A 14,440-nucleotide genomic window follows, 5' to 3' on the forward strand; every position below is an offset into this window, starting at 1 on the left:
CAAATTGTTAAATTTGCAGCCAATTAATTTCAAATTATAATATTAATAAAGCATTTTTATAAACTTTTTTCATATTTTTTAATTTGAACTTTTGATAAATATTATAATAAAATCAATCAACTGCTATTTTATATATAAGATTAATTACATTTATCTGTTTTTATAAAATATTATTGTAAATTTGACTATTTAACCACAATATTAAGTATCTTTTTAGGCACATATATCTCTTTTACTATTTGTTTTCCGTCTAATAATGATTTTATAATATCTGTTTCCTTTGCTTTTTTTATCGCTTCATCATTAGTGCAATTTACAGGTATTTTCACTGTTCCTTTAACTTTTCCGTTTATTTGCACCGGCATTTCTATCTCTTCTTCTAAAAGCATTTTTTCATCGCATACAGGCCATTTCGCCTTATTAAGCATTGAATTTTCTCCATTTATTACTTGCCATGCCTCCTCAGTGATATGAGGCGCTACAGGATTTGCAAGTATCAACAATGTATTGTAATCTTCCTTGCTTATACGTTTTGCATCATAGACTTCATTTAAAAATGCCATCATAGCAGCAATAGCTGTATTTGCCTTTAAATTTTCATAATCTTCAGATACTTTTTTTATTGTTCTGTTTAATGATTTTTGCAACTCTTTGCTTGAAGGCTCTTCGCTTACAAGCTCTTGCATATTCCATATTCTTTCTACAAATCTATAACTTCCTTTGATATTTTGTGATGACCAAGGAGCTTTTTTCTCAAAATCGCCTATAAACATCTCATATGTTCTGAACGTATCAGCTCCATATGTCTCTACTATCTCATCAGGATTTACTACATTGCCTCTTGATTTAGACATCTTTTGTCCATCTTCACCTAATATCATACCATGTGAAGTTCTTTTTGCATAAGGTTCTTTTGTGTTCACTACACCTATATCATATAGGAATTTATGCCAAAATCTTGAATACAACAAGTGCAAAGTAGTATGCTCCATACCTCCGTTGTACCAATCAACGTTCATCCAATAATCAAGTGCATCTCTTGATGCAAAGGCCTTGTCATTATTAGGATCTGTATATCTTAAAAAATACCATGATGAACCTGCCCACTGAGGCATAGTGTCTGTTTCTCTTGTGGATTTTGCTCCACATTTAGGGCAAGTTGTTTCTACCCAATCTGTAAGTTTAGAAAGCGGAGATTCTCCGTTATCTGTAGGTTCATAACTGTCCACTTCCGGTAATTTTAGTGGTAATTCACTCTCATCCATAGGAACATAACCACAGTGTTCACAATGTATTATAGGTATCGGCTCTCCCCAATATCTTTGTCTTGAAAATACCCAGTCTCTAAGTTTGAAGTTTACTTTTTTGTGACCAAGTCCTTCTTTTTCAAGATATTCTCCTATTTTTTCAATACCTTCTTTTACTGTAAGACCTGAATAAACTCCTGAGTTTACAAGCTTTGAATTATCGCTCTTATCTATATGCGGTTTTTCATTCACATCTTCTCCGCCTGATATTACCTCTACTATAGGAAGATTAAATTTTTTTGCAAAATCATGGTCTCTTTCATCATGTGCCGGCACACCCATAACTGCACCTGTACCATAACTCATAAGCACATAATCCGAAACGAAAACAGGTATTTCTTCTTTTGTAAGTGGGTTTATAGCTGATAGACCTTCTATTTTTACTCCTGTCTTTTCTTTTACCATTTCAGTTCTTTCAAAATCTGATTTTTTTGCGGACTCATCTCTATAATTTTTTATATCGGCAAAATTTTTTATTCTGTCCTTAAACTCATCTAATATAGGGTGTTCAGGGGATAGCACCATATAAGTAGCACCGAATATAGTATCACATCTCGTAGTAAATACTGTAAGCTTTGTGTCTGCAAATTCAAAATCCACTTCCATTCCATATGAGCGACCTATCCAATTTATTTGTTGTGTCTTCACTCTTTCTATAAAATCAACTTCATCCAAATCATTGATAAGTCTGTCGGCATATTCGGTGATTTTTAACATCCATTGACTTTTTTCTTTTCTTACTACCTCGCTACCGCATCTTTCACATTTTCCGCCTACCACTTCTTCATTTGCAAGTCCAACTTTACAAGATGTACACCAATTTATAGGCATCTTTTTCTTATATGCCAAACCTTTTTCAAATAGTTTCAAAAATATCCATTGCGTCCATTTATAATAATCAGGATCTGTAGTATTTATCTCTCTTGACCAATCAAATGACAACCCCAAAGATTTCAATTGTCTTTTAAAATTTGCAATATTGTCCTCTGTAACTTTTTTCGGATGAACTTTATTCTTTATAGCAAAATTTTCCGTTGGAAGTCCGAATGCGTCCCAGCCTATAGGATAAAGCACATTATAGCCTTCCAATCTTTTTTTTCTGGCAACTATATCAAGTGCAGTATATGAACGTGGATGTCCAACATGAAGTCCCTGTCCTGACGGATACGGAAACTCTACTAACGGATAAAATTTAGGTTTTTCACTATCTTTTTCTGCATAAAAACTTCCCTCTTTATCCCAAATTTCTTGCCATTTCTTCTCTATCTTTTTAAAATTGTATTTATCCATTATTCCCTCCAAAAAAAATTATAGCTTATAATATTTATATACAATTTAAGTTAAAAATTATTGCATAAATTATAAAAGCAATATGCCCGCAATAAATTAAAATTCGCTATAAATCCATTTTATCATTTTATGTATTTGATAAAGATATTTTAAAAAACATATTTACATAAATTATTTCTAAAATATCTTTTCTATTATATAACAAAAATCTTTAAATTTCAAAAAAAATTATTTTTTATAGACACTGTTTCTATATTATTCACTATTTTTTAATTTGTCTTTCTATTTTTACAGTTTTTCCTATACCGTTTACAGCTTTATCATATTTTACTTTAAATTCAAGCGACACATTATTCCCGTCACTGTCTATCTCTTTTAATGTCAATGTCTCATCTTCTGAAAGCTCCGTATCATTATCTATCAAAAAATATGCCAAATTAAGCAATCTGTTCCTAAGTGTTTCAGGATCTTCATATGAATTTAATATTTCCATCTCATCTTTTAAAAATGCCTTCATCCCTATAGTATATGCGCTTAAACTGTCTCCTTCATTCTTGATAAAACCTATATAAATCCAGTTTTCTATAGGTAAAAAATCTTGCTTTATAAATCTCGCTTCATCTATGAAAGCATCAGCTTCTATAACATTATACGGAGTGTAAATTGCTATCATATTATATTCTTGCAAGCAGGCCGCGGCAATCTTCGTGAATAAAATTGCAGATTTCACTCTGTTTTCTCCGCCTACAACTCCTATTGCCAAATAGCTTTTATGCGACTTGCATCTTTGTACTCCGTCTTCAAACATATAATTAAAGCTCGCTTTTAAAGTTATCTCTTCATCAGGTATCTTGGAATCTATAAAATTTATAAAACAATTCATATCTTCTATTGCAAATGCTACCGAATTTTCACTTTCTTCATATTCTTCCATATCCGCATTTACTTTTATTCCCCAGCTTTGTCTTAAATTTAAAAGTATATGGTTAAGTTCAAACTCTTTTATATTCATAAGACAAAGCCCTGTAAATACATTGTCTTTGTTAAAATTATCCTTTAAATCCATAATTTCTCCTGTTTTCATATTCTTTTCCTCTTAAATGTTTTCTTCATCTTCATAACTTATAATATCCATATATCTGTCTATTATATTTTTAGTAGGTTCAGCACCGTTTTTTTCTTTATAAAACTCTGTGAATTTTTCCATTTCGCTTTTTTCAAGCATATTTTCAGAAGTACTTATTATATTTTCTATGCTCATTATAGGACGTATCTCTATTATATCTTTTTTGTTTGATTTTATCTGTCTTATTTCTTCATTGCTTATTATTCTGTCAGTTTTTATATTGATGTATACAAACGAGCTTTCATCTGATTTTTCTTCACTCATTTTGATGGCGTCTTCTATACTTTCTGCATTCCATATTTCTATTTTTTTGTATATAGGAACATTTATTTCCGTTAAATCTATACTCTTATCCTCTTGTATATCCACTTGCAATATTACTTTTTTTGCAGTTTTTACTTCCGTCTTGTTGTAATGTATTGGCGAACCGCAGTAATATGCTCTCTTATCAACTCCCGATATACACTGTTTTTTATGTATATGCCCTAAAGCTATATAGTCTGCCGATTTTGGAAATGCTGATGCATCTACAGCATATGCTCCACCTATTGAATAGCCTATCTCATCTTCACTAAGTCTTGCTCTTGTGGTAAAAAGATGCGCTATTATTATATTATACTCGTCTGTATTGAAAAACTTTTCTTTTTTACCAACTAAGGCTTCAAATTTTGTCTGAAACGATCTTGCATTTTCTTCTTCACTGTCAAACAAGTCCTGTACATTTTCATTAAGCCTCGCTTCACTTATATATGGAAGTGCCATTATATTAGCGATTTTTCCGTTCACTTTTACCTTTATAACTCCATCATTACAAGACAACACCTCTGAACTTTTATACATACCTATATCTATTTTATCATCATTATTTTCGTATATTATGATTCCATGTGTCCTTGCAAGAAGTTTTGCGCTTGCAAGTCTTTTTGGACTGTCATGATTTCCAGGTATTATCACTATAAGCGAGGAAGTATTAGATGAAATATTGGTTAAAACATCATAAAACATTTTTTCTGCAATAGCTGAAGGATTAGATGTGTCAAATATATCTCCTGCAATTATTATTATATCCGGCTGAATTTCTCTTGATTTTTCTACAAAAAACTCAAGAAACTTCTCCTGCTCTTCTATTCTTGAATATCCATCCAACGTCTTGCCCAAATGCCAATCACTGCTATGAAGTATCCTCATATTCACCTCTTTTATTTTTGCAAATTAAATAAAAAACCACTCAATATTTATATTTTATCATAAATATGAGCAGTTTTATATATTTATATATTTAAAATCTGTCTATATATCTTTATTCATTACCATAAAAAAACAAATTTTATCTTTTATATTTCATATGATATTGTAAAAAAACAATTCCTTGGTATATATATTCGATTATTTAATTGAATTAATCTATTTCTTCTTATTTTTATTTTAATAATCTATTCATATATATAATATTTTTTTGTATTTTCTCTAAATTCATCTGCATTTTTTCTATAGAGCTGTTCTATTTCATATGCTGATTTTTTTGCAAGTATTGCATTGCCAAAAGCTTTATTCCCGCTTATCTTATAAAACATAGTAGCTCTTCCTTTACTGTCATAAAAACTCACATTCAACGCTTTTTGTAAATTGGCTGTTGCCATTATATAATATCCTGTCTTTGCCGGATTAAATGTATGATAGTTTGTAATTTTAAGCTTTACTCCTCCGCTTTGACCTTTATTAAGCGCTATGAACTCCACTCCTTGCAAACCGTAAGAATTTAATTTATCTGCAAGCACAGATGAATTTATATTTTTACCACCTGACCAAGTAAAATTATCCCCCATGCCTATGCCCATATTTTCAGATTGACCGGTCGCCATATAACAAAATGCAGATTCTATATTAGGTATATACGGCGATGTCTGTTTGAAATTAAGTCCTGTATCTTGCCATATCATATCACGTCTGTAATTTCTCATTGCTACAACCTTTAAATCTGCACCTATATTCCTGTTGAAATATCTCGCTAATTCTCCTGCTGTCATACCATGTGCCATAGGCATATTGTCTATTCCTACAAATGATTTCGCTTCATCTTGAAGCAAAAAACCTTCCACATATTTACAAGAAATAGGATTAGGTCTGTCCAATACCACAAACGTCTTGCCGTATTTTTTGCAGGCCTCCATACATTTATACATAGTTGAAATATATGTATATGTCCTTGAACCTATGTCCTGTAAATCGAATAAAAGCACATCAATATTGGATAGCATCTGCTCATTCGGTTCTCTTGTATCTCCATAAAGCGAATAAATCGGCAATTTTGTATCTTTGTCAGTATATGACGATACATAATCTCCTGCCTTTACAGTTCCGTCTATTCCATGCTCAGGTGCATATAGAGATGTAAGTTTTGCATTTTTATATGAATACAATACATTTTTCGTATTTTCTCCTTTTGAGTTTACTCCTGTTTGATTTGTAACAAGCCCTACCTTTTTACCGTCTATCAAATGCTTATATTCATCTGTAAACAGCATTTCATCGCCCAAAATAACTTTGCTGTTTGTAATTACATCACTTTTACCATTTGAAGAGCTGTTTTTACTTAAATTCATATTTGTCTTGTCATTAAGCATATACATATCCAAAAACTCATCAATTATCTTAAAATTATCAGCATATGAATTAATGCACATAGTTAGACAAAAAAATATAATACTTAAAAAAATTGTTATTTTCTTCATAAAATCACCTTTTATTTATTTTTCATTTTTACAAGTTCTATCGCTTCTTTTCCTGTAACGTGTTCTATATCTATTCTAACCATACAAAGAGCCTTTTTTTCTCTTTCTATTGCTTTGTTTCTGTTTTCTTCACTGTCTTCAGGATAGTATTTTATAGACAGCTTTTCGATTGACTCCATAATCTCTTTTTCATCTTCAATTACATATGCCTTTCCAAAAGCTATAACACTTCTAAAATAAGTTGTATATTCCTCTTTTACAATATCATCTTTATCTATTACGCAAAATGAAACTTTTGCATTTTTCTTTATAGCATCAAGTTTATGTCCTGATTTCGCACCGTGAAAATATATTTTTGAATCATAGTACACATAGCTTACAGGAACTGCATACGGATAATCATCATCTCCAATAACTGCAAGCACTCCTGATGTAGATTTTTCTAAAATCTCCATAACATCCTCGTTTGATAAAAGCTGTTTTTTTCTTCTCATTTCTCTAAACATAATAAATCTCCTTATAAAATAATTTTAAAATGGTTTAATTATCACATAGCTAATTGTTTTTTAAAATAACTTATACTAAACACCATTTATAATGCTATGCGCAAAACTTTTTATATGTGTTGGATTTTTACTTTCGTTAAATTACTATTTTTTAGTATTAAAAATCATCTGAATGGAAAATTTTTATGCGAAAACCTGTTTATGCAAAATCATTTTTCATATTTTAAACTAAATTAACTATACGTATTTATATTGATTCCCAATTTTATATATGTCATTATATAACATTTTAATATTATATTCAAATTACAAATAAATATCCATTTTTTACTCATATTATAAAGTTACAATACTGATATTTTAAACAAGTATATAAATATTGCAATAAATACTGTTAAGCGGAAATTAAATAATATATTTTTAATATTTTAAAATTAATCTCCGAATTTGTAGATAATTTATCCTGGATTTATAATAATTACACAAAATATATCTTGTGTTATATTTTAAATAAGTAATATATCTTTATTGTTTTTTGTATAATTTTTGTTAAAAATATTAAAAAAATAATTGACTTATAATATATTTCTGCTATATAATTTTCTTGTGAAAATAATTATTGATATTATAAGATAAAAAATTATATTTATAAATTTGAATTTACTTATATTAAAGAGAACATTAATTTTAATTTAGCACTTGGATGACGTGTCAGACTAACGAAAGTTGAAGGTACCTACTTATTTAAGTCTAACGAAGTTAGGAAAGCTGAGAAATTAAAACTATATATCTCTATCATTTTATAATATAATTTAATTAATATCATCTGTTATTAGAGGTGTATATTATATAGTTTTATGATAAATTTATAAAATATTTCAATAAATTATTTTTGCAAAAAATTATACTGATTTAAATTTAAAATAGCCAATTAAATTTGACTTTACATATATTATATCAAAAATAAGCTGTTCTGATTTAAAATCGGTATTACATATACATAGATAAAGGTCGACACTATATATATCTCAATAGGCTTTATAAATTTTGCATAATTACATACATGTATAATAATGTTTATGATATGCAAACGTTAAGAATACTTTAAATTTATAATCCCCCTGTACATATATGACTTTCCGATTTTATTGAATATTGACAACAATTATAAATTTATCCATAAAAAGTAATAATTCAATGTAATTTATCACAATTTTAATCTTAGACAGATATAAGCATAAATGTCTTCTTTATTATGTATATTATTCATTTTATAATATTATAAGGAGGTTCGGTTCATTATGGAAATAAAACAAAAATTAAAAAGCTGCCTGTCAATGCTTATTGCATTTACCGTCGGTTTCAGTTGCATTTCACCGACTGCTTTTGCTGATGAAAACAATCTTGGTGCAAAAAGAAAACAAGTCATTGGAGTTGCTGACAGAATTTTGGAAAGAGATGATTTGGCTACAAGATTCAGAGGAACAACATATACGGATAACGAAAATTATGATAATTTTTCTGATACTCTTTGGTATAATACTTGGGAAAATGCACAAAAATGGAAATTTAAAGCAAACGGTCTTTCAGAAAATGAGTGTGACAATGCCATTGGAGAGATGTTGTATAACGAAGCTGTCTATGGTTTCCCTATGAGTCATTTTTTGAAAAAAGACGGTCTTTACAAAGGACCGTATAAGATAGTAAAAGTTAAGAAAATAGCCGGCAAAAAGTATTATCAGGAAATATATAAAAAAGAAAAAGATTCTGATAACAACGATATAGAATTAAATGATATTAAAGCTCTTTTCGACGAAAATGTAAGAATAATAAAAGAAGGCAACAGTTATGATATTCAAATGAATGTCAAAACTGATAAGGTGCAAAGTCTTTCTGCTGCATATATAAATAGAATCGCAGGTAAGGAGGTATATCGTGAATATATAAAAGATCCTGTTAATAACGAAAAAGATGGCGGTTTTTTATTAGGTGGTATCCCGGGAGAATTAACAGGAGAAAATATAGTTGTCTTTGATATGACATATGTAGATGCTTCCGGCTCAAAAAGAACATTGGAGCCGTTCGGCATTGAAATCGACTACGCCGCTTTGCAAAGAAAAAATGATTGGGAATTGCCTAATTATAAAAAAAATTTACTTGATAAAGCTCAAGAGTTTCAGATGAATACTTCTGCTATTATGAGCAGCGAAGATGCGAAATATGTGGATAAACATAAGAAAAAAATTATAGATAAAGCATTATCTGAAATAGACGAGTTTATAAAATCAGATGATATATCATATGACAGATTTTATGAAATAGCAAATCCTATAATAGATATGGAGTACGGCTTTAAAATGATTCCCGGCATAAAAAATATGATAGACATTCATAAATCAAGTATAGGTACTCTTTACACAAATAAAACATATTCTCAAAAAAGCTTAGATGAGTTTGAAAAATATCTTGATGATTTAGAGAAAGATTTAACTTTTAAAACATTAAAAGATTTGGTATTGGACAGTTATAAAGTCAATAATGCTTCTATGATAATGCTTAGATACAACACAAGCAAATTGGAAGAATTGATAAAGCAGGCAGGTGCTAAAAAACAGTCTGATTACACTGTTGAAAGTTATCTCAAAATGCTACAAGTCAAAGCAGAGGCTGAAAAATGGGTAGAACTTTGCAAAGTTTATAAAGATCCGTCAAATGAAACTTCAACTTTAGAAAAGAAACTTGAAAAAGCATTAAAAGACCTGGTTCCTACAAAGCCGGAAGTTGAAAAAGTTAAATTGACACTTATAGGAGAAAATATAACTTCAACTCCTCAAGCAGGTGATATTGAAAAAGGAACCGAAATAGTTATTACATTAACACCTGATACAAATAAAGTTGTAAAAGTTTTTACTGTTAATGATGTCGATAAAAAATCAAAATTACAGGATAATAAATACAAATTCAATATACAAGAAAATACAACTGTAAAAGTTGAATATGAAAATAAACCGCAAATTGAAGAAAAAGTTTATACTGTAGATGTTAAATTCTTGAATGCAGACGGTATCGGAAGTCTTTCTATGGCAAATCAATGCTTGGACAGCAGAGCAAAACTTGTAATGGGCAAAGAAAACAAGTTAATGTTGAAGCTTATGCCGATGTATAAAGAAAACTCGCCTACAGGTATCATTGATAAAATCTATTATTATGATATTGATCATACTAAGGTCGAATTAAAAACTTTAGAAACTAAAAAAATAAAAATTTCATATCAAGAGTATGAACAAGAATATGTGTATCCGACTAAGGTGGAAATGCCGGTAGATGGAGAATCAAATAAAATATCAATGCACATGACTGTAAAATCACCTATGTTAGGTAATGATCCTCATCCAAACGATGCAATACTTACAATAGACTATGAAAATAAAACCGACGGATACGAGGAAGAACAAGATAATGATAAGAAAAAGGAACTTTCAGATGCCGTCTATTATCTTCAAGAAGGGCTGAAGACTTATTCTTACCTAATTCCTCCTAAAATGCAAAAAGAAACAAGAAATCTGATTGCAGAAGGAAAAAAAGTATTGAATAATTATAGTGCAACGCCTGAACAAATAGATGAGATGCTTGCAAAAATCACTAAACAACGTGAAAAAATAAATAAACTAATCTCAGTTCACAGACTTTATGAAGATGCAAAAGCAACTTATAAAGATGATGTAGAATCAGGTAAATACTCCAAAGAGAGTATGGAAGCAATGAAAAAAGTATTGGACAGAGCGGCAGAATTAATCTCAAAGCAAGACATAACTGACGAAGATATAGATGAATTATTGTCAATGGATTTGGCAAATATATATAAGTTGGAAAGGTACAATACTTCAAAATTACAAGAAGAAATAAAAAAATCAAAAGAAGTTTTAAATAACGGCAAAACTTACACAAAAGAAACAAAAGAAGCACTTGAGATTGTAATTGAAAAAGCTGAAAAATATGTAAATGACGCCAAAGAAACAAGATGGATAGCAGACGAAAGAGAAAGTCTGATTAAAGAACTTCAAGAAAAAGTCGGCGAATTGAAAGTAACTCAAGCTCCTGAAGTTGATAAAACTCCGCTTGTAAACAAAATAGCAGAAGCTGAAGCTATAGCACAAGGCAAAAAAACCGATGTGGCTTATCAGGAATTGCAAAATGCTATACAAACAGCTAAACAAAAATTAAATACTATAAATACTGTAGAAGCATTGAAAAATGCTGTAAACGAACTGCAAGCTGCTATTGATAAATTCAATTCTTCTGCTGATATACCTCAAGAACTTGATAAAACTCCTCTTGTAAATAAAATAGCAGAGGCTGAATCTATAACTCAAGGCAAGAAAACTTCAGCCGCTTATCAGGAATTGCAAAATGCTATACAAACAGCCAAACAAAAATTAAATACTATAAATACTGTAGAAGCATTGAAAAATGCTGTAAACGAACTGCAAGCTGCTATTGATAAATTCAATTCTTCTGCTGATATACCTCAAGAACTTGATAAAACTCCGCTTGTAAACAAAATAGCAGAAGCCGAAGCTATAGCACAAGGCAAAAAAACTGATGTGGCTTATCAGGAATTGCAAAACGCTATACAAACAGCTAAACAAAAATTAAATACTATAAATACTGTAGAAGATTTACAAGCCGCCGTGAATGAACTTGATAATGCAATCAATACATTCAAATTATCTGCCGATGCACCAGAAACACCTTTACAAAAATTATATAGAGAGTTTTCTGAAGAAATAGAAGCTGCAAAGTCTCTAACAGATGAAGGCGATAAATTTCCACAAGCATATAATGTTTTACAATCAGCAATAGAAAAAGCTGAAACGGAATTAAATGAAAACAAAGATAATATCCATGCTTTAAAATTGTCCTTCAACAATTTCAAAATATCTGTTGTTGAATATAAAGACAGCAACTATACAGCCCTTGAAGAAATCGAAAATATATTAAAACAAAAAGATCCTGATGAATATATAATGGCACAGGGAGTCATTTCCGCCACTATCTATAAGTTAAATGATCAAGAACCATCTATGGCTGATAAATCATTAGTCAAACCTGTAAGAATACTTTTAACAAACAAAGGATATAGACTTGTTCTTGCATTTAGAAGTGCAAATATGGGCTTTTTAAAAGGCTTTTTAGGCGAATTATATGCAGATAAAAATCAAGGATTCAATATATTGGAACCTATAAGCACATACAACGTTATAGACGTTTATAATGATCCTGAGACAGGTAAAGATATTAAAATGAAAGGCAACAAGTATCCTAAAGAAACCATAGTGTCTATTGATAAAAATACAAACTTATTGCCTGTAAAAGTATATATTCCTGCTTTAGAAAATATGTCTCCTGGAGATGGTACAAAAAAAGCAAATATTCAATTTGACTGGAATACACTTGAAATAAATAAAGTTTTTACAACTTCTCTTAAAAACAAAATAGCAGAGGCTGAATCTATAACTCAAGGCAAGAAAACTTCAGCCGCTTATCAAGAATTACAAAACGCAGTACAAACAGCTAAACAAAAATTGAATACTGTAAATACGATAGATGATTTACAAAATGCTGTAAACGAACTACAAGCTGCTATTGATAAATTCAATTCTTCTGCTGATATACCTCAAGAACTTGATAAAACTCCGCTTGTAAACAAAATAGCAGAAGCCGAAGCTATAGCACAAGGCAAAAAAACCGATGCAGCTTATCAGGAATTACAAAACGCAGTACAAACAGCTAAACAAAAATTGAATACTGTAAATACGATAGATGATTTACAAAATGCTGTAAACGAACTACAAGCTGCTATTGATAAATTCAATTCTTCCGCTGATGTTCTTCAAGAAAAAGTCTATACAGTGAATGCGAAATTGATTCAAATCGACACTACAACACCTATGACATTAGGAACTTCAATGAATAAAATCATTAAATTATCAGAAAAAAATAATACGGTTAAATACGAAATACAATTCAAGCCATTTACAGAAAATGGAAAAACATTGAATATAGTAGAATTATACTCAATAGAAAATGGAGAATCCAAAAAAGCGAAAATTATTGAAAATTCAGCTGACGAATATAATAAAACATTCATATTTACAAGGCAAACTCTACAAGAACCTGATATAATGTTGGATATTTTAACAGATTTAAATATTGATAAAAAAGAAAATATGCAAAAATTCTCTTTAGTTTTTGATTGGACAACAAAAAAAGATTTTAAAAAAGAACCTGAAAAACCTGTCGAAGAAAAAGTAAATTTGACACTTACAGGTGAAAATATATCATCTAATCCTGCAGCCGGTCAAATAGCAAAAGGTACAAATGTTACAGTTACAGTTGTTCCTGCATCAAATAAAGAAGTTCAATCATTTACGGTAAACGGAGCAGATAAAAAATCAGATTTAATCAACAATCAATATACATTCAACATAGACCGTGATACACAAATAAATGTAGAATATAAAGATATAACATCACCAGGCAATAACAATAGCGGAAGTGGCGGTGGAGGCGGTTCATCTTCATCATCTGAAAACTCAGGTTCTACAGAAAGAGGCTCTTCAAATAATACAGTGAAAGAGACGAAACAAAATGAAACTGTAACCATAACAGAAGAAGAAGTTGCAAAATCAGCTCCGAGCGTAAAAAATATAAAGTTCAAAGACGTAAAAGATAATCATTGGGCAATAGATGCGATAAAATTCTTAGCTCAAAAAGGTATTATGGTCGGAACAGGTAACGGAAATTTTGAACCGAACGGCAAATTATCAAAAGTAATGTTGATTTCAATATTGGCACGTATCTCAGGTGATGAAATTGAAAATGCCGAAAAAACTAACTTTACTGACATACCACAAAATGCTTGGTATAAAAATGATGTTGCTTGGGCAGTAAAAATCGGAATAATTTCCGTTTCAGGCAACAAATTTAATCCTAATGCAAGTTTAACTCGTAGTGAAACTACTGTTATAATTGGTAAGTATTTAGGAAACAAAAACATAAAACTTGAAGAAACCAACAAACAAATAAACTTTAAAGACAGTAAAGATATACCTGCATCTTCAATGCAATATGTAGAAAAATTAGCTAAATACGGTATAATAAAAGGTGATGCGTCAGGAAAATTCAATCCCGAATCATCACTTACAAGAGCTGAAACAGCAAGCATAATAACAAGATTAATAAAAGCTGTAGGAAAATAATGAATTGTTTTTCACAAGATAAAATCAAACAGCTTTGCAAATATATTTTCTTAACTTCGTTTATATAATGAAGATATATTTAAAATATTTAATCAATTATAATATATCTACTATGTAATATTGATAATTACACATAAAAAGAACATCTGAATTTTAGGTGTTCTTTTTATGTTCACAATGAATTTATTTCGATATTTATTCACAAATTAATACTGTT

6 protein-coding genes are annotated in these 14,440 nt (G+C 29.8%); 1 reads left to right on the forward strand and 5 read right to left on the reverse strand.

The window, feature by feature from the left end:
- Nucleotides 1–185 precede the first annotated feature (185 nt).
- The 5 genes from leuS to HMPREF9629_RS00350 all read right to left on the reverse strand — a co-directional run bounded on the left by leuS (nucleotide 186) and on the right by HMPREF9629_RS00350 (nucleotide 6,961).
- Nucleotides 186–2,597 carry a leucine--tRNA ligase gene (gene leuS, locus HMPREF9629_RS00330; RefSeq protein ID WP_009524306.1) on the reverse strand — a complete coding sequence of 804 codons (2,412 nt, stop codon included), beginning with the start codon at nucleotides 2,595–2,597 and terminating at the stop codon, nucleotides 186–188.
- A 262-nt stretch (nucleotides 2,598–2,859) separates the two neighbouring features.
- The gene (locus tag HMPREF9629_RS00335) at nucleotides 2,860–3,681 is read right to left on the reverse strand and encodes a DUF4261 domain-containing protein (RefSeq protein WP_009524307.1); all 822 of its coding nucleotides are present in this window, start codon (nucleotides 3,679–3,681) and stop codon (nucleotides 2,860–2,862) included.
- A gap of 12 nt (nucleotides 3,682–3,693) precedes the next feature.
- Entirely contained in the window at nucleotides 3,694–4,911 is a 1,218-nt protein-coding gene (locus tag HMPREF9629_RS00340; protein ID WP_009524308.1) for an exonuclease SbcCD subunit D, read from the reverse strand.
- A gap of 245 nt (nucleotides 4,912–5,156) precedes the next feature.
- On the reverse strand, nucleotides 5,157–6,455 hold the full coding sequence (locus HMPREF9629_RS00345; RefSeq protein ID WP_009524309.1) for a DUF1343 domain-containing protein: 1,299 nt from the start codon (nucleotides 6,453–6,455) through the stop codon (nucleotides 5,157–5,159).
- An 11-nt stretch (nucleotides 6,456–6,466) separates the two neighbouring features.
- On the reverse strand, nucleotides 6,467–6,961 hold the full coding sequence (locus HMPREF9629_RS00350; RefSeq protein ID WP_009524310.1) for a pyridoxamine 5'-phosphate oxidase family protein: 495 nt from the start codon (nucleotides 6,959–6,961) through the stop codon (nucleotides 6,467–6,469).
- A 1,301-nt stretch (nucleotides 6,962–8,262) separates the two neighbouring features.
- On the opposite strand from HMPREF9629_RS00350, the gene HMPREF9629_RS11260 reads away from it, so the two are divergent.
- Nucleotides 8,263–14,223, forward strand: a complete 5,961-nt coding sequence (locus HMPREF9629_RS11260) for an S-layer homology domain-containing protein (RefSeq protein ID WP_009524311.1) — start codon at nucleotides 8,263–8,265, stop codon at nucleotides 14,221–14,223.
- Nucleotides 14,224–14,440 lie beyond the last annotated feature (217 nt).

The organism is Peptoanaerobacter stomatis (genome assembly GCF_000238115.1).
Taxonomy (GTDB): Bacteria; Bacillota; Clostridia; order Peptostreptococcales; family Filifactoraceae; genus Peptoanaerobacter; species Peptoanaerobacter stomatis.

Bases quoted from the DNA above. Each gene is read 5' to 3' on its own strand.
- HMPREF9629_RS11260 (WP_009524311.1), top strand. From the start codon at position 8,263: ATGGAAATAAAACAAAAATTAAAAAGCTGCCTGTCAATGCTTATTGCA.
- HMPREF9629_RS00350 (WP_009524310.1), bottom strand. From the start codon at position 6,961: ATGTTTAGAGAAATGAGAAGAAAAAAACAGCTTTTATCAAACGAGGAT.
- leuS (WP_009524306.1), bottom strand. From the start codon at position 2,597: ATGGATAAATACAATTTTAAAAAGATAGAGAAGAAATGGCAAGAAATT.
- HMPREF9629_RS00340 (WP_009524308.1), bottom strand. From the start codon at position 4,911: ATGAGGATACTTCATAGCAGTGATTGGCATTTGGGCAAGACGTTGGAT.
- HMPREF9629_RS00335 (WP_009524307.1), bottom strand. From the start codon at position 3,681: ATGAAAACAGGAGAAATTATGGATTTAAAGGATAATTTTAACAAAGAC.
- HMPREF9629_RS00345 (WP_009524309.1), bottom strand. From the start codon at position 6,455: ATGAAGAAAATAACAATTTTTTTAAGTATTATATTTTTTTGTCTAACT.